Origin of the sequence: Sporosarcina sp. FSL K6-6792, from assembly GCF_038004885.1 — a bacterium.
Taxonomy (GTDB): Bacteria; Bacillota; Bacilli; order Bacillales_A; family Planococcaceae; genus Sporosarcina; species Sporosarcina psychrophila.
Genome location: NZ_JBBOSA010000001.1, coordinates 504,216 through 527,671, shown reverse-complemented (window position 1 = coordinate 527,671; position 23,456 = coordinate 504,216). Strand labels below are relative to the sequence as shown.

Annotated in this window: 23 protein-coding genes and 1 pseudogene; 6 read left to right on the top strand and 18 right to left on the bottom strand. The window is 37.9% G+C overall.

Annotated features, from left to right (window positions below):
• Positions 1–249: 249 nt before the first annotated feature.
• The 12 genes from MKZ26_RS02500 to MKZ26_RS02445 all read right to left on the bottom strand — a co-directional run bounded on the left by MKZ26_RS02500 (position 250) and on the right by MKZ26_RS02445 (position 13,788).
• Complete coding sequence (locus MKZ26_RS02500; RefSeq protein ID WP_340764157.1) at positions 250–1,269, bottom strand: ketopantoate reductase family protein; 1,020 nt, start codon at positions 1,267–1,269, stop codon at positions 250–252.
• A gap of 92 nt (positions 1,270–1,361) precedes the next feature.
• Complete coding sequence (locus MKZ26_RS02495) at positions 1,362–2,273, bottom strand: fumarylacetoacetate hydrolase family protein (protein WP_340764155.1); 912 nt, start codon at positions 2,271–2,273, stop codon at positions 1,362–1,364.
• A 298-nt stretch (positions 2,274–2,571) separates the two neighbouring features.
• Positions 2,572–3,279 (bottom strand): ABC transporter ATP-binding protein, encoded by a 708-nt coding sequence (locus tag MKZ26_RS02490; RefSeq protein WP_340764154.1) that lies wholly within the window; start codon positions 3,277–3,279, stop codon positions 2,572–2,574.
• 4 nt (positions 3,280–3,283) lie between these two features.
• The gene (locus MKZ26_RS02485) at positions 3,284–5,098 is read right to left on the bottom strand and encodes a branched-chain amino acid ABC transporter ATP-binding protein/permease (RefSeq protein ID WP_340764151.1); all 1,815 of its coding nucleotides are present in this window, start codon (positions 5,096–5,098) and stop codon (positions 3,284–3,286) included.
• Positions 5,052–5,939: a branched-chain amino acid ABC transporter permease gene (locus MKZ26_RS02480; protein ID WP_340764150.1), complete on the bottom strand. Its 888-nt coding sequence runs from the start codon at positions 5,937–5,939 to the stop codon at positions 5,052–5,054. The genes MKZ26_RS02485 and MKZ26_RS02480 overlap by 47 nt, the downstream gene beginning before the upstream one ends.
• A gap of 37 nt (positions 5,940–5,976) precedes the next feature.
• Entirely contained in the window at positions 5,977–6,720 is a 744-nt protein-coding gene (locus MKZ26_RS02475; RefSeq protein WP_340764148.1) for an SDR family NAD(P)-dependent oxidoreductase, read from the bottom strand.
• Between the two features lie 298 nt (positions 6,721–7,018).
• On the bottom strand, positions 7,019–8,233 hold the full coding sequence (locus MKZ26_RS02470; protein WP_340764146.1) for an ABC transporter substrate-binding protein: 1,215 nt from the start codon (positions 8,231–8,233) through the stop codon (positions 7,019–7,021).
• Between the two features lie 318 nt (positions 8,234–8,551).
• Positions 8,552–9,736 carry an acetyl-CoA C-acetyltransferase gene (locus tag MKZ26_RS02465; RefSeq protein WP_340764145.1) on the bottom strand — a complete coding sequence of 395 codons (1,185 nt, stop codon included), beginning with the start codon at positions 9,734–9,736 and terminating at the stop codon, positions 8,552–8,554.
• Positions 9,733–10,698 carry a 3-hydroxyacyl-CoA dehydrogenase family protein gene (locus MKZ26_RS02460; RefSeq protein WP_340764143.1) on the bottom strand — a complete coding sequence of 322 codons (966 nt, stop codon included), beginning with the start codon at positions 10,696–10,698 and terminating at the stop codon, positions 9,733–9,735. The genes MKZ26_RS02465 and MKZ26_RS02460 overlap by 4 nt, the downstream gene beginning before the upstream one ends.
• Before the next feature lie 52 nt (positions 10,699–10,750).
• A complete protein-coding gene (locus MKZ26_RS02455) occupies positions 10,751–11,404 on the bottom strand; it encodes a 3-oxoacid CoA-transferase subunit B (RefSeq protein WP_340764142.1) in 654 nt (217 codons plus the stop codon).
• Positions 11,391–12,077 carry a CoA transferase subunit A gene (locus MKZ26_RS02450; protein WP_340764141.1) on the bottom strand — a complete coding sequence of 229 codons (687 nt, stop codon included), beginning with the start codon at positions 12,075–12,077 and terminating at the stop codon, positions 11,391–11,393. Before MKZ26_RS02450 ends, MKZ26_RS02455 begins: the two co-directional genes overlap by 14 nt.
• 1,042 nt (positions 12,078–13,119) lie before the next feature.
• On the bottom strand, positions 13,120–13,788 hold the full coding sequence (locus tag MKZ26_RS02445) for a DNA alkylation repair protein (RefSeq protein WP_340764139.1): 669 nt from the start codon (positions 13,786–13,788) through the stop codon (positions 13,120–13,122).
• A gap of 262 nt (positions 13,789–14,050) precedes the next feature.
• Here MKZ26_RS02445 and MKZ26_RS02440 point away from each other — a divergent pair, with 262 nt between their 5' ends.
• Both MKZ26_RS02440 and MKZ26_RS02435 read left to right on the top strand, forming a co-directional pair.
• Entirely contained in the window at positions 14,051–14,212 is a 162-nt protein-coding gene (locus MKZ26_RS02440) for a hypothetical protein (RefSeq protein WP_340764137.1), read from the top strand.
• Positions 14,213–14,262: 50 nt separating this feature from the next.
• Positions 14,263–14,424, top strand: a complete 162-nt coding sequence (locus tag MKZ26_RS02435; protein ID WP_340764135.1) for a hypothetical protein — start codon at positions 14,263–14,265, stop codon at positions 14,422–14,424.
• A gap of 202 nt (positions 14,425–14,626) precedes the next feature.
• On the opposite strand, the gene MKZ26_RS02430 is transcribed toward MKZ26_RS02435, so the two are convergent.
• From MKZ26_RS02430 to MKZ26_RS02410, 5 genes are all read right to left on the bottom strand, one after another.
• The gene (locus MKZ26_RS02430; RefSeq protein WP_067209436.1) at positions 14,627–14,872 is read right to left on the bottom strand and encodes a hypothetical protein; all 246 of its coding nucleotides are present in this window, start codon (positions 14,870–14,872) and stop codon (positions 14,627–14,629) included.
• A gap of 842 nt (positions 14,873–15,714) precedes the next feature.
• A complete protein-coding gene (locus tag MKZ26_RS02425) occupies positions 15,715–16,125 on the bottom strand; it encodes a MarR family winged helix-turn-helix transcriptional regulator (RefSeq protein ID WP_340764133.1) in 411 nt (136 codons plus the stop codon).
• Positions 16,126–16,270: 145 nt separating this feature from the next.
• The gene (locus MKZ26_RS02420) at positions 16,271–16,654 is read right to left on the bottom strand and encodes a sporulation protein (protein ID WP_067209440.1); all 384 of its coding nucleotides are present in this window, start codon (positions 16,652–16,654) and stop codon (positions 16,271–16,273) included.
• Between the two features lie 3 nt (positions 16,655–16,657).
• Positions 16,658–17,863, bottom strand: a complete 1,206-nt coding sequence (locus MKZ26_RS02415) for an AI-2E family transporter (protein WP_187044880.1) — start codon at positions 17,861–17,863, stop codon at positions 16,658–16,660.
• A 26-nt stretch (positions 17,864–17,889) separates the two neighbouring features.
• Positions 17,890–18,849: an LCP family protein gene (locus tag MKZ26_RS02410; protein ID WP_340764131.1), complete on the bottom strand. Its 960-nt coding sequence runs from the start codon at positions 18,847–18,849 to the stop codon at positions 17,890–17,892.
• 256 nt (positions 18,850–19,105) lie between these two features.
• On the opposite strand from MKZ26_RS02410, the gene MKZ26_RS02405 reads away from it, so the two are divergent.
• Entirely contained in the window at positions 19,106–19,204 is a 99-nt protein-coding gene (locus MKZ26_RS02405) for a YjcZ family sporulation protein (RefSeq protein ID WP_082786576.1), read from the top strand.
• A gap of 165 nt (positions 19,205–19,369) precedes the next feature.
• Positions 19,370–19,900 carry a peptide-methionine (S)-S-oxide reductase MsrA gene (msrA, locus tag MKZ26_RS02400; protein WP_187044881.1) on the top strand — a complete coding sequence of 177 codons (531 nt, stop codon included), beginning with the start codon at positions 19,370–19,372 and terminating at the stop codon, positions 19,898–19,900.
• 217 nt (positions 19,901–20,117) lie between these two features.
• Here the strand turns inward: msrA and MKZ26_RS02395 are convergent, their stop codons facing one another.
• Complete coding sequence (locus tag MKZ26_RS02395) at positions 20,118–20,636, bottom strand: NUDIX hydrolase (protein WP_255428430.1); 519 nt, start codon at positions 20,634–20,636, stop codon at positions 20,118–20,120.
• Between the two features lie 86 nt (positions 20,637–20,722).
• On the opposite strand from MKZ26_RS02395, the pseudogene MKZ26_RS02390 reads away from it, so the two are divergent.
• Together MKZ26_RS02390 and MKZ26_RS02385 are read left to right on the top strand one after the other, a co-directional pair.
• A pseudogene (locus MKZ26_RS02390) lies at positions 20,723–21,734 on the top strand (IS30 family transposase).
• A 90-nt stretch (positions 21,735–21,824) separates the two neighbouring features.
• Positions 21,825–22,598, top strand: coding sequence for an alpha/beta fold hydrolase (locus MKZ26_RS02385; protein WP_187044882.1), 774 nt, complete (start codon positions 21,825–21,827; stop codon positions 22,596–22,598).
• The last annotated feature ends 858 nt before the right edge of the window (positions 22,599–23,456 follow it).

Sequence of the window (23,456 nt, the reverse complement as noted above, 5' to 3'; positions counted from 1 at the left end):
CCCCTGCAAGCACCCCTTTCTATAAGCCACTATTAGAAGGGAATTTATCACATAGCTTGGTCCTATTAATTCACTCATACTGCATAAAAAAGGCAGGAATCAGAGGAGATAATCTTCTCCGATTCCTGCCTTTCACTATGCGGTCTATTATTGATTATTCACCTAACCAAAAAAATCGAAACCTTACATTGCGACTGGATTCGCTTCGTTCAATTGCACCTATACAGCCTCAGAAATTCTAACATCTTTTCACTTAAAGAATTCATCAATATAATGAAGCGTTTTAATTTCCTTGTTCTTTTCTTTGGCTTTCACAATTTTAACTACCATATCATTATAGGGGGTTGCAATACCGTATTCTTTTCCTTTGTTACTAACAACTCCGTTTATGTAATTAATCTCGGTTGTTCTTCCTTTCTCCAAATCTTGCAACATGCTTGCTTTCGTGTCACGGTGTTGATCCCAGGTCTTTTTAAAGTAAGGAAATTTACTTAGTATTTCTTTTGGGGTACGATCATTTAACTCCAGAAGTCCGAGATCCTGGTCCTGCATTTTAACTAAATCTATACCTTGCGCGTAGGCTACTTTAATCGTTTCGTCCGCAAGATGTGCAAGACACCAATAGCCCCTAGGATCGTCTAATACCTCACCAAAAGTACAGCCAAGCACGGCCGACATCCCACTAAAAGTAGCATTCATTAATATTTTAGACCATCTAATGCCAAGCAAGTTATTAGATACTTCAGAACCACCCACATTTTGCAGAATTGCGTTAACTGCTTTAATTCTTTCAGTAACTTCTCCATTCATTTCTCCTATTTCAAAGGCAAACTCTTCTAAAGCCTTTTTCTTCGATGTTAATTCAGTAACACCGGGTTTAATCCATGTCGCTCCAAAACCCACAACTCCGCCAATCGTTCTATCTTTTCCAATAATTTCTGCTACACTTTCTTCGGGAGCCCCGTTTTGAAGAGTACAAATAATACTAGTAGAATGAAGATGTGGTAAAAGCTTATTTAAGACCTCTTTGTTATCGAATTGCTTTGTTAGTAGAAATAACAAATCGTATTTATCAGTTAAGTCATCTAGATAATAAGCATGCCCATGTGTTTTCACTTGAATAGAGCCTCTTATTTCAGTACCTTTTTTTTGCATTGCTATTACATTTTCTTTAAAGCCATCTATTAAATCCACTTCAATGCCTTTTGAGTTTAATAATGTTCCTAACACAGTTCCTATTGCTCCAACGCCTACTATACCAATTTTCATTTTCAAGTCACCTTTCTCTTGTAATTAACTTACTATGCAGCATGTTAATATCGTGTCCTATATCTTAACTTCCTTGTGCGAAATCAATTTAGTTATTCCACAATCGTGTTTTTCAAAATACCTAACTCAGTTACTTCTAATTCAACGGTATCACCTGGTTTTAACCAAGATTGTTGGACCCCACTCAATTCTAATAGACATCCTGTTCCAACTGTTCCTGATCCAATAATATCTCCTGGGTATAATGTGGCGTTGATTGAGGCCCTTTCAATCATATCTGCAAATGAATAGTGAATATCTTTTAAATTACCTTTGGAAATTTCTTTCCCATTAATTCTCGCCGTCATTGTTAAATCATGTCTATTTTCAATCTTATATTTCTGTAGAGATTCTTTAGTGACAATATACGGACCAATTGACGTCGCAAAGTCTTTTCCTTTTGCAGGTCCTAAACCTATTTTAATTTCCTCCATCTGTATATCTCTAGCCGACCAATCATTGAGAATCGTGAATCCAAAAATATAACCTTCAGCATCTCCAGCTTTAATGTCTTTACCTTGTTTTCCAATTACACAGGCAATCTCAAGTTCAAAATCCAAAGACTTTGTAAAAGAGGGATAAGATAATGGTGTTTCCGGACCGATAATCGCATGATGATTAGTAAAATAAAAAGCCGGGGCTTCGTACCATTCTTTAGGTATCTCTTTTTCTAAATTTTTATATGCATTTTTCAAATGCAACTCAAAACTCATAAAATCTCGCACACTTGGCGGTCTTGGAATAGGAGCTAGAAGCTCAGTATCCCCTAGGTTATATGTACCGCTATGCTCTTCTTTTAATAATTCTTTAAGAATAGGGGTATATTTTTCATGGTCTTCAATAAATGCAAGTAGCTTAGAAGGTAATATCCCATCAGATAGCTCATTCATGTCGTAAACTTTTTGACCTTCAATCCATCCAGCTCTTTCTTCACCATTTATGTTTATAAAACTTACAAATTTCATTCTTTATCCCCCTGTTCTTATTATTTTTGTTCAACACCGATCAAGTTATGTGAACTTCTGTTTTTTATTAGAATGAACATCGTATTGAAGCAATTTTTCTGCCTTCCAGCAAGCCCGCAACTTCAACTAGTTGAGGGCTTATGAAAGCATCGATCTTCTTGTATATAAACACATCCGCGTTCACTTAAGAGCAGATAATCAAGCCCTCTACAAGAAATTGATATGGAAAAAATGTTTAAAGAAAATTCTATTTACATTATTAGAATTCTATTTTTTTATCCGACGGTAGTGAATTATTTCATACATTTCCAAGGTACGCTTTTGCGACATCTGGATTATTAAGTATCTCTTCTCCTGTACCCTCTAAAACAATACGCCCAGTTTCTATGACGTAGGCACGATTGGATATTTTTAATGCACTATTTGCCATCTGCTCAACCAAAAGCACCGTAACACCCGAGGAATTAATTTGCTTTAAAAGGTCAAAAACCTCATTTACAATGATAGGTGCAAGTCCTAGTGAGGGTTCATCAAGAATTAAAAAGGATGGTTCCGTCATAAGCGACCTTGCAATGGCTAGCATCTGTTGCTCTCCCCCAGAAAGGGTCCCCCCTAATTGCATTTTTCTTTCCTCGAGTCGTGGAAAACGTTCGAAAATCGACTGTATTAGAACTTGCGTTTTCTTAGAATCCTTTACAATATGCGCTCCTAAAAGAATGTTTTCCATTACAGTATGTTGAGGAAATATCTGTCTCCCCTCCGGTACTATTCGAATTCCCTTGCGCACTAGCTGATCGGGACGATCATTGGAAATCTCTTTGCCTTGAAAGCAGATACTTCCACCTTTCCCCTTATGAAGTGCAACAATTGTATTGAGAATTGTGCTTTTTCCAGCACCATTCGCTCCTAATATTGTAACGATCTCACCTTGACTTACTTGGAAAGAGATATTATGAACAACTTCAGTTTTCCCGTAGCCTACAGTTAAATTCTTTACTTGTAACATCGTTTCACGCCCCTTCACCCAAATAAGCGTTTCTGACAACTTGATTGGAATTTATGCTTGCCGGATCACCCTCAGCTATTTTTTTGCCATAATCAAGTACTGTAATATAATCGGATATTTCCATTACTAAATCCATGTGATGTTCAATCATCAAAACGGTAATTCCGGCCTCCCGGACTTTATTAAGCAACTTAGAAAATTCCATAGTCTCTGTATCTGAAAGGCCAGCACATGGTTCATCTAGTACTAGAAGTTCTGGTTTCATACTCAGAGCTCGCGCCAGTTCTAATAACTTCTGTTGGCCCGCTGAAAGGCTTTCCGGTTCATTATTCGCTTGATTACTTAGATCTATTAAATCAAGGTAATCCATTGCTTCATAAATTGATTTTCTTTCTTCATTCTTCATTTTCCTTGTACGGAACATGGTATCGGTCAGTGAATAGCTATAAAATAGACGTCCCCCCATTGCAACATTTTCAACCACTGAAAGATTGTTAAATAGTCTCACATGTTGAAATGTTCTCGAGATCCCCTGCCTAACTAGATCAATAATACTTTTACCCGTAATGTCCTTATCATTAAAAATAACCATTCCTGTTGATGGCTTATCAACTCCAGTAATTATGTTTAAAGTTGTGGTCTTGCCGGCACCATTCGGACCAATTAGTGAGTGAACCGTCCCTCTTTTAATCGTCATGTTTAGATTTTCTACAGCTGTATGTCCCCCAAATTTCTTAGTAAGATTCTTGATAATTAAAATATCATCATTATCAAAATTATTACCATTACTCACAACATTCCGCTTAATATCAAATACTTTTTGGTCCCTTTTTTCCATAATATATTGATTATCATCTATTTCTCTAAAATGCTTCTTAATGGTTCCTGCGATACCCGCCGGAAGTACTTGTGGGATTATGACAAGAAGAGCACCATAGACAATCTGTTTCAAGTCAGGTGCTGCATTAAATAATTCTGGTATCATCGTAGCAATGATAGCACCGACTATTGGACCACTCAGAGTCCCTTGTCCACCCAAAACCACCATCAAAAGAATGAATACTGTAAATTGAAAACTGAAGGTATCAGGGCTTAAATAGCCACTATAACTAGCATAAATACCTCCGGCTATTCCAGCCAGTAATGAACTAAAAAAGTAGCCTATTATTCTATATTTACTAAAGTTAATTCCGACCCCGGCTGCTGCAATCTCATTGTCTGTCATTGCAATTAAATCTCTACCCCATCGACTTTTAACGATGTTCCTCTGTACGATAACACAAATTACTACTATTAGTAATATGAAATAGTACTTTTGAAGGGTATCTAGAGTGAATCCGAAAATATTCCAAGTAGGGACGAATAGACCCTGTGAACCACCAGTAAACCAGGTCCATTCATTAAACACTCGATGCGCCATTTCTAGTAAACCAATACTTATAAGAGCTAGGTAATGGTGTTTTACTTTAGATGCCGGAAGGGAAACTAGCAAACCCACTACAGCAGCTGCTATCGACCCTGCTATAAGCCCTATGAAAAACGGCATGTTGTAGGCGGTAATGGCCACTGCTGAAACATATGCCCCAACACCAAAATGCGCGGCAAAAGCAAAAGAAGTTATACCACTAAAGCCTGCAGAAATGTTATATCCAATTGCTAGGATAATATATATGAATATTAAACTTACTAATCGCAAGTAGTAGCTACCTGCCATTAGTGGAATAACTAAACTAATCAATAAAAGAGCAACCCAAAGGATAGTGAAATAAATTCTATATTTTTTCTGCGCTGAAGTTGCCTTTATTGAAAATTTTGGCACCTAATATCCCTCCCGGTAAAACTATAATGAATATAATCATAACTAAAAAGATAACGGCATCTTTTAATCCACCAGGGATCATCGTTCCAACAATTCCCTCTAACAAACCTAAGGTAATCCCACCAACAAACGCTCCTTTGGTATTACCTAAACCTCCGATTAACGCTGCTGCGAAAGCCTTGATACCAACTGCATATGTCATTGTATAGCTAGCAAAAGTTATGGGTGCAATAAGTGCACCTGCTATTGCCGCAACACCACCTGATATCGCGAAGCAGGTCAACACAACGACATTACTTCGAATACCCATGATTCTTGCTGTATCCGGTTTATAAGATACAGCCCTAACAGCTCTACCAAAACTAGTTTTCTGAATTACAAATTGATAAACTATACCTATCGATATTGCAATGATAATCATCATGATTTCGTGCAACATAATATTTGCACCGAAAATACGGATATCCTGACCATCAAAAAGGAATGGGAAAGCTTTTGGTTCAGTTCCGAATAGCATTCGGGCAATATTGTCTATAATGATACTTGCACCGAAGAGAGTTACAATCCAACTTGAATTTTTCGATAAATCTCCTAATCTTTCGACCGCTGTCTTATAAATCAATATACTTAGTAATATGTTAATAAGTATTGCTAACAAAATAGCAACTAAGTAATTCATATTAAAAACACTTATGAACCAGTAGCTTGTCATGGCTCCTATCATAATAACGGAGCCATGTGCAAAGTTAATGATACGTGTTGTAGAATAAATTATACCTATGGCAAGCGCCATTAAGGCATACATGCTTCCATTAGCAAGAGCAAATATTAGTTCCTGCATATATACTCTCCTCTCCTCTCTTATCTTCCCAGTCTCATCATGTTGTAGCAGCGCCACTTACAATTATGCATTGCCCTGATAAGAAGCTTGCATCATCACTAGAAAGGAAAGACACAACACTGGCAATTTCATCAGGTTTTCCAAGTCTTCCTAAGGGGGTGTTCTTTATATGTTCATCCATAATTTCCTTTGGGACAGTTTTATACATGTCTGTTTCAATATAACCAGGAGCAACGCAGTTCACGATAATATTCTTTGGTCCCCCTTCCTTCGCCAGAGTTTTTGAAAAGCCAATTAATCCTGCTTTTGATGTTGCGTAATTAGCCTGACCTACATTACCAAACGCAGATATGGACGAGATGTTTACAATCTTTCCGATGGCCTTATTCCTCATAATAGGTATAACGTGTTTACAAAGGTAATATGCACCTTTAAGATTTACATTTATAACAGCATCCCAAGCCTCTTCTGACATCTTGTGAAACATACTGTCCTGTGTAATACCAGCATTATTGACAAGTATGTCAATAGTACCGAAATGTTCCATAGCTTGAGAGACAGCTATTTCTACTTGTTTTTCATTTGATACATCACACTCAATGGGCAGAACTTTAGCACCACTATTATCGAGTCTTGAAATCATTTCTTTCGCCATGTTCAGATCATATTCAAGTACTGCAATACCTGCAATACCATCCTTTAGAAAACGATTAACTATAGATTCACCGATACCTTTACCACCCCCAGTAACAATTGCGTATTTACTTTTTAATTTCCCCATAATATTACCCTCCCAAAAATTAAACCGAATTTCATCTCTGAATTCTATTTTCCAAATGATCACGGCTTCAAAATTAAATTTATATAAGATTTTCTTTTATTGATTTCCTAGCCATATATAAAGGATAAGTCTCCCACTTACATAAAATCCAAGTTGCACAGATTGGTTTTAATTAAAGCCAAGTTAAGTCGGCCTCCCAAATTCCTTCACTACCCTAATACTGCTCATCATTGTCAGCAAACGAGATAAAGAAGAATCATATTAAAAATTAAGGAGACCGACATCATATAGTTTCAAACTATTTTTTTATATAAAGATCGCCATTAAACATTTCTGAGATGCTGGCCATATCCAATTCAGCTAAAGGGTAACCCTCGTGAGATTCCTCCGAAAACGTATATTGATTTACAAAAACCGATTCGAATTCCTCCACATTATTTTCCAATACCTTTTTAACTTCAACAGTATCAGTGGTACCTGCTTTTTCAATTGCCCATTTTAGTAAATAAACTGCCTCATAACTTGGTACTACAGAGGTAGGGTTTGTATCACGTTTTTTATATTCGCCGTATTCATTAATAATATTTTGATATATCTCCCAATATTTTGGCTCTAACTCTGTTTTACCAGAAGCCACTGCCCAGTTATTCATAGAAATAACTGACACTTGATTAGCTCCAGGGCCAGCCAGTTCCTTAAAGTTTGGCATGGCCACTCCTGTATAGCCTAAAATATTCAATTTATCAATATAGTCGATTCGTTCCAGGGACCTTACAATCTTTGCCCCGTCAGCTCCTAAAGTCCAGAACAGTGCAACATCTGCGTTAGCCTCTTTTATTTTTTGTGCTATAGGCGTCATGTCTGGATCATCCGACTTATAAGTAGCTATTACGGTAGGCTCAACGCCATATTCTTTTAGCGTCTCTTCCATAACAGCGATTCCATCCACGCCAAGGGCAGAGGTATCAGCAACCAAAGCAATATTCTTATATTTTTTCTCAACTGCAATTTTGACAAGAGCCTTTGCCTGTGTTGCATTAGACGGCGTTATTCTAAAAGCGTAAGGATTGTCTTTACTGATAAGATTTGTACCTGTCGCGACTGGCAACATAGAAATAACTTTACTTTCCTGAAGATATGCCATTGAAGCTGCTGCTGGAGTCGAATTTGTTGGTCCAATCAGAAAATTCGCCTTTTCCTTGTCCACTAACTCCTCCACAAATGTTTTGGATTTTGTCGGGTCAGCCTCATCATCACGTGTGGCGATTCTCACCTGCGCGCCCAAGATACCTCCATTCTCATTAATTTCTTTCACCGCAAGTTCTACCCCTTGTGATTGCGCTTTCCCAAGTACAGCACTAGTTCCACTCATCGCTCCGATATTACCAATTACTATTTCACTAGGTGAACTATTACCTTCTTTAGGTGAACTACTACCTTCTTTTTCATTACTACAAGCGGTAACAAGTAATAAAACGCTTAAAAGAATTGAACTAACAAGTTTTTTTCTCATCTTAATCCCCCTCATATTTTCTGATAACAAAGTTAAGTTTAGTATTAAGAAATATTCTGTGACCAACAAATATATCCAATATAACAATTCCAGAAGCGTGTAAACCCTTACATAATAATCACCCCCTTACTATTTACAGAGAGTTGATCACTAGCCTCGCATAAAAAACAACATCTGTGATTGATGATTTAGTTGCCTTTCCACACGTGTAATCTAACGAAAACGCTTTCATCATTACAAACCAAATACTTTTCCTTCATACATATTGCCATTGATTGCAATTAGCACTTATGTTTTTATTTGATAGAATTGAATTATCTAAGCCTCAGTATTTTCAATAATAATGGCAATACCTTGTCCACCACCGATACATAGTGAAGCTAGACCATACTTAGCTCCTCTTTTCTTTAACTCTAAAGCTAATGAATATGTAATACGGGTCCCGCTTGAGCCGACCGGATGGCCTAGAGCAATAGCACCTCCATTAACATTAACTTTACTCGCATCAAGTCCTAATTCTTTAATTACCGCTAAAGACTGAGCTGCAAAAGCTTCATTTAGCTCAAATAAATCAATATCTTCAAGTGTTAATCCTGCTTTTTCTAAAGCTTTTTTGCTAGCTGGTACAGGACCAATTCCCATAATACTGGGATCTACCCCTACAATGCCCCACGAGACAATTTTCGCAAGCGGTTTTATATTATGTTCGTATATATATTCCTCAGATGCCAATAATACTGCAGCCGCCCCATCGTTAATTCCACTAGCATTACCTGGCGTGACAGTACCATCCTTCTTAAAAGCAGGCATCAACTTGGCTAAACCTTCTACAGATGTGCCTTCACGAATATGCTCATCCCTATCAAAGATGATTTCATCACCTTTTCTTCCTTTTAATCTAACCGGGACGATTTCTTCTGCAAAACGACCACTATTTCTTGCAGCAATTGCCTTATTTTGTGAATCTACGGAAAATTGATCCTGTTCTTCACGCGAAATCGAATATTTTGTCGCTAGGTTCTCAGCCGTCATTCCCATTCCACATCCAACATGATTATCTGTTAACGTCTCCCATAACATGTCCTCAACAATTGGCGCCTTGTTTGGTGATCCAAAACGTGTACTTCTTAATACATGTGGGGATAAACTCATATTTTCTGTCCCACCCGCTACGATTACATTTGCATCCCCTAAAGCAATGGACTGTGCACCAGATACAATCGACTGTAAACCTGATCCGCAAAGTCGATTTAATGTTAATGCCGAAGATTTCTCTTCTAAACCACTTTTTAAGCCAATATGTCGAGCCAAATACGCTGAATTTTTATTCGTTTGAATGATGTTACCAAATATAATTTCATCAATATCGGTCACTGGAATGCTACTTCGCTTAATCGCCTGTGTTGTTGCGATTACTCCTAAATCGATTTCGCTAATATCCTTTAAAGATCCTCCAAATGTACCAAATGCAGTTCTTGCACCATCAATAATATAAGTATTCATTTATTAGCTTCCTCCTTTTGCATTTTTAAACTTGGATAGGTACTTAGTAAATGTTTAATTAAGTCCGTATCACGTTCAATAACATAACCATCAAGGCGCTTGTCTGGATAGTTGTAAAATCCTTGTCCAGACTTCACTCCAAATGCACCTGCCTCAATTCGATCATCAATAATTTTGTAACTTCGGTCACTCGATTCAATTTTGGACTGTAATTCGCGAATGGTTATGTTCCAAATGTCTAGCCCACCAAAATCCATAATTTTCATTAAACCACTTGAGGAAAATCTAAAACCAGGACCAGCGAAAATAGCTGTATCGAGATCTTTTTTACTGACCACGCCATCTTCAACTAAGGAAAGTGCCTCTCTTGCAAGTGCTATCTGAATCCGATTAGCAACAAGGCCAGCTACTTCTTTTTTAACTTCAATCGTTACTTTATTATTCACTTCTAAAAAATCTTTTACTTCATTAAATACCTTATCATCTGTCTCTTCAGTTCTTAAAAGTTCTACAAGAGGAACGATATGGGCTGGATTGAAAAAGTGTGTCAACATTACCCTATCTTTGTGCTTCTCAACATTCACAGTAATTTCTGAAAGTCGTAAACTCGACGTGTTAGAAGCTAGAATTGTTTGTTCCCCGCAAATAACATCTAATTCTTGAAAGATCCTTTGTTTCAATGCTAAATTTTCTGAAATACTTTCGATGATGAAATCACGGTCTTCCAAATCATTTAATTTTGTTGTAAATGTTATATTGGACATAACTTCTTCATCACTTATAGGAATGTTATATCCCTCTTCACGAAATATTTTTAAGTAAATACCGAATTTCCCCTTTGCAATATCAAGCGCTTCTTCAGATAGATCACATAACATCGTCTTCGTTCCATTAAGTGCAAATTGAAAAGCAATCCCAAAACCCATCGTACCAGCGCCAAGAATTCCAACTTGTTTAATCAAAACGTTTCACCCTTTCCTACTGAATAGAACTTAATCGCAATAACCAAGCTTTTTATCGTTCTAGTACCTTGTCCTTCAAATACGTTAATTCGAAGCCTACTTTCTCACTTAATGCTTCAATAGTGATATCTTCAAGTATTTCAACCACTTTAACACCATTTTCAGTAAATTTAAAAACAGCATATTCAGAAACTAATAAGTCTACCCGCCTAATGCCACTTGTGTTATATGTTAGATTTTTGACGAGCTTAGATTCTCCATTTTTGTTAAATAATGTTGCCGCGACAATGACTTTCTTAGCTCCTATTAATAAATCCATCGCCCCACCAACACCTAGAATTGGTTGATTCGGAACCGCCCAATTAGCAATTTCTCCGTTTATATCAACCTGCAACACTCCTAGTATTGCAACATCTACATGACCACCGCGAATGAGTCCAAAAGAGTCAGCACTACTAAAAAATGAAGATCCTTTTAAACTACTCACTGGCTCCTTACCTGCACTAATTAGATCTATGTCAATCTTCTCCTCTATGGGTGAAGGCCCCATGCCTAGCAGCCCGTTCTCCGACTGTAAGTAAATCTTCCTACCTCCTAAATACTCGGTTACTAAAGTAGGTATGCCAATTCCTAAATTTACAATTTGTCCTTCTTCTAACTCTTCTGAAATGCGTTTGGCAATTAAATACCTTTTATTTTGAACCAACGTATGTGCCACCTTTCTTTACATATTTACTTTCAATAATGTAATCTACATAAGCGTGTGGTGTCACAATATATTCTGGGTCTAATTCTCCAACATCGACAATCTCATCCACCTCGGCGATGACAATTTTACCAGCCGTCGCAATCATAGGATTAAAGTTTCTCGCAGTCGTGTGGTAAATTAAGTTACCTAGTTTATCTGCTTTCTTAGCTCTAACTAGTGAAACATCTCCCTTAATGGCCTTTTCAAAAATATAACGTTCTCCATCAATTTCACGCTCTTCCTTACCTTTAGCCAGCTCTGTTCCTACAGCTGTTTTTGTATAGAATCCGCCAATGCCCGCACCGCCAGCTCTAAGCGCCTCAGCAAGTGTTCCTTGGGGTATTAATTCAATTTCTAACTCACCCTTTTGCCAAGCAATTACAGCTTCCTTGTTCGTGGTAAAAAATGAGCCAATCGCTTTCTTAATTTTTCCTTGCATGAATAATTTGTGTAAGCCTTGACCGTCATCTCCCAAATTGTTACTTACAATTGTCAAATCCTTGATGTCAGTTTCCAATAACTCATCTAAAATTGTTAATGGTGTTCCAGACAAACCAAATCCGCCAACTAATAGCTTATCGCCACTTTTAACTAAATCCCTTAATTCCTCTTTTTCAATAACCTTATTCATTTTTCATCCCCCTTGTGAAAGTGTTTTCTTTTGATTGATGATTAGTTGCTAAAATTTTAGTTGCAATAAATAAAGTCTGCCAGTAAACAGATACATTTTAATTACCAGACTAGAGTCTAGTTGGACTGTGGTCTAATTGTACTTTAACCGGGAAGATTCTGTCAATATGGATTTTGATTTTTTAAAAAAATTAATCAATTTAAAGGTGTGTAATTTTAATAAATCAAAGAGAAACAGAGTTTTAAGGATTTATTAAAGAGACGAATGATAGGGCGAATAACTTTTGACATAAGCATACTTCCCTCAGATTGAAACAGGGGGCAGTGGTACAAGATATCCAAGAGCGATTAGGTCATTCAGACATCAATACAACAATTCACATTTACGCTAATATGACCAAAAAACATCGAAGAAAAGACCTTTTGTGAGTTCAGTGAACTTACAAAAGATCTTCTCTAAATAGCAGTTTAATATCGTATTAAAATTTGAAGGTGACATTACATTAATCCTCACCTTACAAATCCTTACATAACAAGTTTTCAAAGTTCTTCTTACATCATACTGTGCTTTGAGTCTTGAAGATGAAATAAATTGGTATTACAGAGCCATGTGAGAGCATTAAAAAGGACTTGCATATATGAAGGTTAACCATAGTTCTTATTGCACTAAAACCCTCGTTAGTATAAGTACGATACTTCACAATCCTTTTTACACCTCGATAAACTTAATCCCTTAAATGTGTTGTCCATGCAAAAAGACGCTTTCTTATTAAAGAAAAGCGCCGGATTGTGGAAGATCTTTTTCTATTAAATAGTGTCGTTATACTGCGCAACTGGAAAGTTTCTCTTCTTAAATGAGCGTCCTACAGAACAAAAAGAGATAATGGGTTAATCCTTTACATCTTCTTTGCATATTTCACTAACTAGATGCCAAAACGCGTAGTTTTCTTTATTTTCCGGTCCAAGCCTATTACAATTTTCATATTGAGGCTTTGAACTCCTTTATTTTTTGCATCAAACCCTAATGTATTTTTCAGAGGTAACTAATTATTAAGTCGTTTGTTAACTTCAATCGTAATGAACTCCGGCAAATAGCTGGGAGTACATCCTTTTGCTACTATTTCATCTTTGTAAAGACCCGTTTTCTCACCAAGTTTAATACAACGTGCACGATTCTTTTCATCATAAACGCCTATCCAGCCTGCGGTGAAATTCATAGCCCATTGAACTTCCGGTTCTTCCTGCGTAATATTAGCTTCTAATGCAGATAGCAAGTCTGCGGTGTTATCAGGCGGTGTTTGTCCAGTCCATCTCAATCGCCCTTGATAATACCAGAAAGCTCGCCTGTGAAGAGCAGAAGGACTATTTCCCCACGACTCCATCAACGCAATTTTCTTCTTGTCTTTGGTGAGCTGATTAGCCATTAACCAATCCATTAAGTTATTTCGCTCATCAAAATTGTGAGTCTGTATATCCTTATCAAGCTTATTTAGCACATCTTGTGAAAGAAGTTTTTTGTCCATAATTAAGATTGCTAATAGTCTAGGCAAAAACTCTTCGGTTGACCAAAGTTCCATAGCTAGTTCGTGATCTTTTTTAATGTCCTTCGCGATTTTTCGTAAGTCGCCTAGCTTAGTTTTACTATTAATCTGAGGGAGAATGTTTTCTGCTTTTGATGAGCGTTTTATTTCTGTACCTTTATTTTCATTCATTTTATACAACTCCTTTATTAAAGCATTGTTTCTTGATATGTCCTTGGCAGGATATATCAAGAACTTAATTTCGTTATAAGTCTCATTGCAGTGGTGTGCCTCCAAAGTTTACCTTTTTTAATATTGTAGCATATTTCGTATTAAAGCTTTCTCCACCTATAATAGAAAAGCAACCTTCTTTAATATAAGTAAAACCATTTAATTCCTTTTAATTGGAAACGAAAACAGTTTCAGTTGGTGACACCAAAAACGAAAAATTGTTGTGGATAAAGATGTGATCAAAGCTGTGAGCCTTCACAAAGAAACTCAAGCAAAAACCATTCAGCAGTTAGGTGATGCTTACAATAATCAAGACTTCATCTTTGCTAAAACAGAGAGACATCCAGGATATCCTATCGTCATAAAATGGTACAACTCAGGATAGCTAGACTTATTGCAATCACAAAATTAAACAAAGACTAAACACCTCACTCATTGAGACATACACACACTTCATTTTTAGAAGAAGCAGGTGTCGCACTCGAACAAATCATGGGTAGACTTGCCCATTCAGATGATCAAATCACCAAGAATGTCTATCTCCACGTAACACAAGAAAGAAAAAAGAAGGTTCCCAAAAGTTTACACAACTCATGAGAAACCTCGATAATAATCCTCTATGTAAGAAAAAAAACTCTTTTAACCTATATTGCCCCGCTATAAGTAGCTTTCTGATTTCTACATTCATTACCTTGGAAATCATCCAAAACAATTCCGTTCTCTATTGTTTATCCCAGCAAAGCAAGGGCGTACGTTCTCATCAGATTTTAACAAAGCTACACCTAAAAAAGAGTAACGATTACTCGTCACTCTTCTCTACAGTGTTTTTAGCACTTGAATACAACCCTGAGGCTGATAACCCTAACATTGCACCAACTAATATACCCTGTTTTAAATCAAAGTCAGCCACATAAATCACACCTACAGCAATACCGATTACTAAAGCGATAAACGGCAACACTTTTTTACTCACGCCAGCCCTTTTAAACAACTCCACAATCCCCAATATCAGAGGAATTAAGACTACATCGTAAACTTCAAACATTTAATCACCTCTTTCCCTTCTACTATTTTATGAACTACTCGTCCTTTCGGTAACGGCCTATTTCCTGTATTTCCATTGAATGTTTTTCCACAACAAAGCTACCATTGCTACAATGTGGACTCCTACAGTCACTGTGCCGTTCAACATACAATATCGTCTTACCCCCTTATCGAACTTGTAATAAGCCGAATTAGCGGATTCTAAAGCTTCAGTCATGTCATTTTTTAACCATTGTGCTAAAAAAAGTATTAATGCCCGTTAGATGATCATTTTAACGTCTCCGTCAGCCATTCCATCACTCCTTATTTTGGGTAAATAAAAAGAACGCCCGATTAGACGTTCTTGATTTGTCCCTTTCTATTCTTTTTGAAGTCCCTCTTTTTTTACTATCGAGAAATTAATCGCGAATTCTTTCTTCACAAACTTATTACGAAATTCAACAAGCGAGATTTAAAGCAAAAGCTTTAAAAATCTTATAATAGTGTTTGGTGACAGCTATTCAAACCATCACTTAAACACATTTCGTTAATAAAAAGACCATGAATGAACGGCTAGAGCTGTATGAACCCTTTCCTTTATCAATCTTATTAAAAAGGTCTGTCCATAAATTATTCTTAATACGTAAACACCAAGTAGTTAGTAACTCGTATACATATAAAGAATAGTTGCACTCTACAAATAATTAGCAAAACCAACCTACCCTCACGAAAAAAGCGAAGTTACTCACTTGCATTTTGCAAATTATTTACCTCATCTATTTACATGCCGCAATTTATCGACAATTTAATCACTTGCAATATGCAAATTTCACACATAGTAATCCCCTCATCCCTGATTACTACTTAGTTCCCTCGCAGCTTTACCTCCAATACATGCATAGAGCGAAGGACTGTTTCACGTTCAAAATCATTCATAGAAGCCAAGGCATTCTCCATTTTGGAAGCAATGATTCCATTGATGGCCACCACCATTTCACTGCCCTTTCCAGTTAACGACAATAAATATATTCTCCGGTCTCCTTCATAAGGAGTTCGGACGACCAGCTCTTTCTTCTCCAACGTACCAATCTGTCTGGAAAACGTCGTGATGTCCATACCGACAGCTTCAGCCACCATTTGCATGGACGGTTTATTCATTAATGAAATCTCATAAAGTATTGAACTTTGAACGATTGAAATCACATTGCAACTCGACTTATGAATGCCACGCATGCTTTTAGATAACGAGTGAAAAATAGGAATAATTTTTTCCATTAATGAATTCCCCCCACCAACTCTTTCTACAATTATACAGCAAGAAAAGTATAAGTAACTGTATTGATAGAAAATTCAATCCCTTGCATATGAGTGGCTTTGGCGAAATGCAAAAACGCGTCCATATAGTTGGACGCGTTGGATATCATGTATATGTAATTTCGCCTTCATCTTGGATATCAATTCCATTTTTGAGATGAACAGTGGTCTTTAAAATAAGCGTTTGGATTCGAGTTTCCGATTCGCTCTCCCATCGCTCGTCAGGTACCATTTCAAACGAAATCATCCATGTTTCTTTTGATTTGATGTCACTCATTATTTCAATAGATTGTTTTGCAATAATCACTTCATCAATTTCCGACCGTTTCAACAACTCAATCACAATAAAATCGACGAGTTCATCACTGGCATCCCCATCGATATAAACCGTGCCGGAAAGTGTTTCACCAAAAGCGACATTCGGTCCATCGACGTTTGTATTAACGGTCATTTCTCCATATTCAATCGTTGATAAAAACTGCCTTACCATGTTCTATTCCCCCAATCTTCGACCATCCGGATCTTCATAATATAAGCCTTCAGCAGCTACATGTTTATTATACCGTATTTTGAACAATTTAAATAAATGTGTTACCCCAACTTTAATGAGTGCATATCCCGGGATTCCGAGAACGACACCGGGTACACCGAACAACGATCCTGCAGTGAGTAAAACAAAAATGATAGTGACCGGATGTGTATGCAATGATTTCCCCATAATTTGCGGTGAAATAAACTTCCCTTCGATGAGTTGAACAATTGTCCAAACGATTGCTAACTTGATAAGCATGAAGGGCGATGCCACAGCGATAATGACTGCAGGAGTAATTGCGATAAGCGGTCCTAGGTACGGGACGACACTTGTAAACATTGCAATGACACCGAGCAGTAACGCGTATTTCATTCCGATGATAAGAAACCCAATTGAAACCATGACACCAATGCAAATCGCGACAAGAATTTGCCCCTGGATATAAGAACTAATTTGGTGATCCGCATCGCGAAGAATGGTTTTAGCGTCATTACGCATGTGCGGAGGCAGCATCTGAACAAAGTAACGTGGCAGCTTCTCCCCATCTTTCAATAAATAGAAGAGAATAAAGGGCACCGTAATAATTGCAAGAACAAAACCAGTTAAAGCAGAAATGAAAGAACTAAGACCACTTGCAATTCCACCGACCGCATCCGTGAAATACTTTCCGATATCCCCTTGCCCAGATTCAAGGATATTTTTTACGTTAATATCCAAACTTTCATAATAAGAAGCGAAAATCGATGTTCTTAAAAACTCATCGATTTTCAGCACCATCTGGCTGAAATATGTAGGGAAGTCTTCGACAAGGTTATTAAACTGTATTTTCAAGAATGGAAATACCATAAAGACCAGCAAGGTGATAAGACCCATGGCTCCGATGAATAGAATTAATATACCCCAGATTCGTGGTATTTTGATTTTTTCTAATAAACGTAAGATGGGCCTTAGTAAGTAATAAGCAATTGTTGCAAGAATGACTGGCAATACTACCGTCGAGAAAAAGACAGTAATCGGATAAAAAATGAAAGAAATCCGATTAAAAATAAGTATGATTAAGCCAATCAATAATAGTGAAATGAGAACAAACAACGTGCTACGCCCACCTAAAAAACGAATTATATTCGAAATCGGTTTATTTCTATTCTCATCAGCTTCCATGGGCATCCTCTACTCTCGTCAAGTTTGTGCTATTAATCCAACTTCATATTAAGGAATTTTGAGATCGCCTCTTTATTTTTCACTTTATCCACTTCAATAACAGATCCAGCGTGTGGATACGAATTAAATGAATAGGATCCCTCTATTGGAACAGTCATCGTTTCAACTTCTGCACCTTTTTTCATTATAAGGGAGATTGCACGTGAAATTTCGTCTTTTGACGTTAAGTCCGTATTTATGAAACCTGATAACGCTCCTGCAAGCTTCGGCACATTTGCAATCATTCCTGGTCGCATCGCTTCGTCCTTCATCGCAGAGATTACTTCTTGTTGTCGTGCAACTCGACCAAAATCACCTTCTTCATCTGCACGAAAACGCGCATAGCCAAGTAATTCCTTGCCGTTCAACTGTTTTTTTCCTGGCATAAGTGTAACGCCAATCTTTTCTGACATTTCTTTTTTAACATCAATCTCTACTCCGCCTGGAAACGCAATATCAACAATCGATTCAAAGTTAGCAAAATCAACAATTGCATAGTGATGAATAGGGACACCAAACATCCCTGTTATCGTGTCTTTCGTAGTCTGCAGTTTGCCGAGATAATAGGCGGTATTTAACTTATACGACTTGTATGCTGGAATCTCCGCATAAATATCACGCATAAATGAAATCACCCGTATCTTCCCAGCACCCTTATCCCAAGATAGCACCATCATCGTATCTGTCCGCGATTTCCCACTGCCATCATCGTCCACACCGAGCAGTAAGTAATTTTCAACGGATGTATACTTCGGATCTGTAGCATCCCCTTTAAACGGACCCGGGTCAATCCCATTGTTTTTTGCCAACGATTTCCCCGCATTGTATTCAGTATATGAATACAACCCAACTCCGATAAAACAGAGTGTGACTATTAAAAAGATGACCCTGCCGATGCGAAGTTTTTTCTTTCTTCTTCTTTTCGGTACTGGCCCTTCATAATGTTCTTCCATTATTGATTCCTCCAAAAAGTGATATCTCCATTAGGACGAACAGGAAGTCTCTTGGTTGCGTCTAATTATTTCAATTATAACACGATGGGCCCTTGAGGTTAACCTTAACTATTTTTTGCGCGGATCTAGGTCTGTTAATGTAGTTATATCCATTAATATTTATTCTATAATGGTCGATTTACAACAGTTCCCCACTCCCCCCATTACATCCCTGCATATGTTACATAGATGTTGGTGAAGAAAGGTGGTGTAAGATATGGGACGTGAACATGGTGGTGGAGAAGGTAGCTCGTTTGCTTTGCTTGTTGTGCTTTTTATACTATTGATAATCATTGGCGCAAGCTTCATCTATTAATATAAAAAATAATCCAATCTCAACCGCTCATTAGCATCTCTCAACTGTAAGAGCGCTTAGTAGGCGCTCTTTTTGCTGTTGTACTAAACAGAGGCAAACAACTATTTTCTACTATTCTAATTATGATACAATTTACTTATATGCAATGAAAGGGTGTTGGTAACGATGACTAAAGAAATAGTTGAAAAAGCCACATTTGCTGGTGGTTGTTTTTGGTGTATGGTGAAACCATTTAAAGAGTGGGACGGTATCCACGACGTCGTATCCGGTTATATGGGAGGACATGTTGTGAATCCTACATATGAAGATGTCAAAAAGGGCGACTCTGGTCATTTAGAGGTCGTCGAAATCACATATGATCCATCCGTTTTTTCCTATGATAAATTACTGGATGTATTTTGGCAGCAAATCGACCCGACCGATGCAGATGGACAATTCCAAGACCGCGGACATTCGTATTCAACAGCTATCTTCTATTATACAGATGAGCAGCGTCAAATTGCCGAAACGTCTAAAGATAAACTTGGTGCAAGCGGTACATTCTCTAAACCGATTGTGACACCAATCCGTCCCACTGAAACATTTTACCGTGCAGAAGACTATCACCAGGATTATCACGCAAAAGAACAAGAGCATTACGAAGAAGACCGCGCACTTTCTGGTCGGGATGAATTTATCGCAGGGCACTGGTCGTAACAGTAAGAACTGGAGTGCCCGACAATGTATTTCGTTAAACTACTAGCAATTTCTATGATATTCTTTATTTTTGGGATTAAAGCAGGACTTCCAAGCTAAGTCCCATCATATATGTAAAAAACTGAATAATGAGCGCTTATCAAAGTACTCATTATTTAGTTTTTCCTGTTCTAAAAGAATAATCAATTTTACTAGAATTAAGATTGATAAACTTCTATTATTTAACTACAAAATGTTGGATATACGGCGTCATATCTTTTAAAACGGCACGTAAACATTCAGGGTATAATGCGACTTCATTCAGTTCTTTGATTGGTGTCCATTTAAATATTAATCGCTCGCCTTCAATGCCATGAAAAGGGGCTTCGTTATATGAAGATGGATTCCCCTTTGATGTTATCGCATAATAAAAGCCAATTTCATGAAAATCTCTCCCGCCATGTTCAAAGAAATTCTCGATGACCAAAGCCATTCGGTCCACATGCACGTCAATTCCCAATTCTTCACGAAATTCCCTTTTAAGGCTGCTTTGCGAATCCTCCGCAATTTCAACTCTTCCCCCAGGAAGCGACCATTGCGACTCATTTACATCCCGATGTAATAAAACATGCCCATTTTCAATCCAAATTCCAGCTACTCGATAATTAAATACAGCTTTTTCAGTTTTAAATACAACATCCATGAATTTCATTCCCTTCAAGTCAAGCTTTCTTATTTTGACTAGTTGTATAATCAAATGCAACAACCTTAAAACATGAAAAGCCACAGACAAACCGTGTATGATCAGGTCGACTAAAACACAATCAATACGGAGGTTTATCTATGGCACAAACACATTCTACCACATTTAAACGCACCTATAAACGAGGCATGATTGCAGCGCTTCACGGCGAAGGGAAAATCCATGCAGGACATCTCAAACTCGATCGACTATGACCGTAGTATAATCTGGCGTGAATTAAAGCGTGGTACCGTAACACAGTTGAAAACCGGCCGCACAATGTACGAAGCCCACTTCCCAGAGACACCCAGGTCAAATACCAAGAAAATCAGAAAGCTTGCGGTGCCAAACCCAAGCTTGATGAAACCATTGAATTTATCAAGTTTGCAGAGGCTAAGATATTGAATGATGAGTGGTCACCCGACGACGTCTGCGGATTTGCGTAGCGCAACAATCTCTTTGATAAGGCACGCGTTTGTACAAAAACATTTTACAACTATATTGAGCTCAGACTCATCACTGTCAAAAATATTGATTTACCTATGAAGGTTCGCCTAAACACAAAAACAAAAAGAAGCCGGGTAAACAAGCGTGTTCTTGGTCGTAGTATCGAAGAGCGCCCGACTGAAGTCGAGGATCGTGAAGTATTCGGCGATTGGGAAATCGATACTGCCATCGGAAAGAAGAGCCAGGACGAGGCACCTTTCACAATTACTGAACGTAAAACCCGTAAGGAGATCACCTTAAGGATTCTTGCCAAGAGTAGCTAAGCGGTAAGTGCTGCTTTCTGTGATCTACGAGACTAACTTCGCAAAGCTGTTTAAAACAATTATCGCTGATAACGGATCCGAATTCTCCGAACTTAATACTTCCGTCTTCCGTGAAGGTACAGAGGTCTTCTTTGCCCATCCCTATACATCTTGCGAACGTGGAACGGATGAGGACCATAATGGATTAATCCATCGTTTTATCCCGAAGTGGAAAACAATCACTTCAGTTTCTGAAGATACAATTCGCTATGCAGAAAACTAGTGTAATCGCCTGCCTAGAAAGATTCTTGGGTATCAAACGCCTGAAGAATGCTTCTTAGAAGAACTCTCCAATATAGCTTGAGTAACGGTTCGTCTGTACTTTCATGATTTATTGCATTTAAGGTAGAAAAATTAATAGTGTTTAGCTTATAATTTAAATGGGTGATTAAAAGTGACTATTCAACGTAAAAAGTTAATTGATACCTGCGATAACCGCAGGCTGTACAGTAAATATTCACAAAAAAGTACACCGAGCGTAATTTTCATAGCTGGATTAGGCGATAGTTGTGAGACTTGGAACGAGGTCCAAGGCCGAATATCTCAGGAAACATCTACCTTTTCTTACGACAGGGCGGGTGTTGGCAGGAGCCGTGTGACATCCGCCCCGCGGACTTGCCTTGATCTGGTAGAGGAGCTTTCCGAATTGTTGCTAGAGCTTGAGGTCCAACCGCCCTATGTATTGGTGGGGCATTCTTTTGGCGGTTTGGTCGCCAGATTGTATGCAAGCCTTTATCCGCAGGTCATTTCCGGTATAATTTTGGTTGATGCTGCGCCCGAATATAAAGAGCTTGCGTATGAAAAGGTTTTGCCTGAAAAGTTGGTTGCAGGAAATAGGGAATATTTCGAGAATCCTATGTTAAATAGTGAGAAGATCGATAAGGTACAGAGTTATAAACAAATCGTTGATTATTTCCGAATAAGTGACATTCCTCTCTCAATTATCACAAGAGGCTTACCGGATAAGAGTGACGGGGAATGGCCTGATAAGGAAATACTGGAAATTGAGCAAAGGCTGCAAGTAGATTTCCAGTGGCTGTCAACGTCAAGCAAACACCGGATTGCTTGTCGGAGCGGACATTATATTCATCACGATGAACCGGAAATTGTGATCGAGGAGATTATTATAATGCTGAAGGGGATGGGAAAGCAAACGATGCAAGGATGAAATTTATGTTGGACCTTCAAATAATTAATAGTGAGCATTACCGGCCTTGTGAAGGTGAGTTGCTGCAGGATTTCGTAACTCTGATGTGGAAGAAACAATCCGTTACGCCGAGGACTGGCGCAACCGTCTACCTAGAAAGATTCTAGACTACCGCACGCCATAAGAGTGCTTGTTAGAAGAACTCGCTAACATCGCCTGAGTCATGGTTAATGGGGACTTTTATGTTTTGTTGCATTTAATATTACATTTTACGTAAAAATAATAGCAATAGTATCGGAAAGTAAAGATAAGTATTAAGTAAACGTATGCGTCAAACTATGCCCAACTAAAAAATGCCTACTCAGAACTGAAATAACTAATCCAGGTAAGCATTTTTTATTATTCGATGTCGGTTTGAAATAATTCGTAATGGACGATATCATCTCGATTCAATATTTTTTTGACTTTTGGTTTTTCTATAGGAAAACCAAGACCTAGAATTGCAACAATTTTAGGTCTGACGGGATGTTTAAAGCTTCCCTCACATCTGTTTCACGAACCCTCGACTCTTCTGCATCCTCTGAATGATAGACAGCATCAAACCCAACGCCGAGCTGTAGATCCGTTGCAGCTAACCACATAAATGCTGTCGCGATGGATGCATCTTGCAGCCACTATTTACTGATACCAGGTCGCCCAGTCACAACAATCGCCACTTGCGCAGTAGACAGCCATTTCATGAAGGGTGTCGTTTTTCAAAACAGCCAATTTTTCCACGTTTTTCAATGACGATAAATTCACGGGAAGGAAAATTATTCCCTGAAGGTGCATAAAGCTGAATCTATGATTTGATCCAGTAGGTCCCCAGAATTTCTTTCT

Bases quoted from the DNA above. Each gene is read 5' to 3' on its own strand.
- MKZ26_RS02425 (WP_340764133.1), bottom strand. From the start codon at position 16,125: ATGGAAAAAATTATTCCTATTTTTCACTCGTTATCTAAAAGCATGCGT.
- MKZ26_RS02500 (WP_340764157.1), bottom strand. From the start codon at position 1,269: ATGAAAATTGGTATAGTAGGCGTTGGAGCAATAGGAACTGTGTTAGGA.
- MKZ26_RS02405 (WP_082786576.1), top strand. From the start codon at position 19,106: ATGGGACGTGAACATGGTGGTGGAGAAGGTAGCTCGTTTGCTTTGCTT.
- MKZ26_RS02445 (WP_340764139.1), bottom strand. From the start codon at position 13,788: ATGAATGAAAATAAAGGTACAGAAATAAAACGCTCATCAAAAGCAGAA.
- MKZ26_RS02495 (WP_340764155.1), bottom strand. From the start codon at position 2,273: ATGAAATTTGTAAGTTTTATAAACATAAATGGTGAAGAAAGAGCTGGA.
- MKZ26_RS02490 (WP_340764154.1), bottom strand. From the start codon at position 3,279: ATGTTACAAGTAAAGAATTTAACTGTAGGCTACGGGAAAACTGAAGTT.
- MKZ26_RS02420 (WP_067209440.1), bottom strand. From the start codon at position 16,654: ATGGTAAGGCAGTTTTTATCAACGATTGAATATGGAGAAATGACCGTT.
- MKZ26_RS02415 (WP_187044880.1), bottom strand. From the start codon at position 17,863: ATGCCCATGGAAGCTGATGAGAATAGAAATAAACCGATTTCGAATATA.
- msrA (WP_187044881.1), top strand. From the start codon at position 19,370: ATGACTAAAGAAATAGTTGAAAAAGCCACATTTGCTGGTGGTTGTTTT.
- MKZ26_RS02450 (WP_340764141.1), bottom strand. From the start codon at position 12,077: ATGAATAAGGTTATTGAAAAAGAGGAATTAAGGGATTTAGTTAAAAGT.
- MKZ26_RS02430 (WP_067209436.1), bottom strand. From the start codon at position 14,872: ATGTTTGAAGTTTACGATGTAGTCTTAATTCCTCTGATATTGGGGATT.
- MKZ26_RS02475 (WP_340764148.1), bottom strand. From the start codon at position 6,720: ATGGGGAAATTAAAAAGTAAATACGCAATTGTTACTGGGGGTGGTAAA.
- MKZ26_RS02480 (WP_340764150.1), bottom strand. From the start codon at position 5,939: ATGCAGGAACTAATATTTGCTCTTGCTAATGGAAGCATGTATGCCTTA.
- MKZ26_RS02410 (WP_340764131.1), bottom strand. From the start codon at position 18,849: ATGGAAGAACATTATGAAGGGCCAGTACCGAAAAGAAGAAGAAAGAAA.
- MKZ26_RS02470 (WP_340764146.1), bottom strand. From the start codon at position 8,233: ATGAGAAAAAAACTTGTTAGTTCAATTCTTTTAAGCGTTTTATTACTT.
- MKZ26_RS02465 (WP_340764145.1), bottom strand. From the start codon at position 9,736: ATGAATACTTATATTATTGATGGTGCAAGAACTGCATTTGGTACATTT.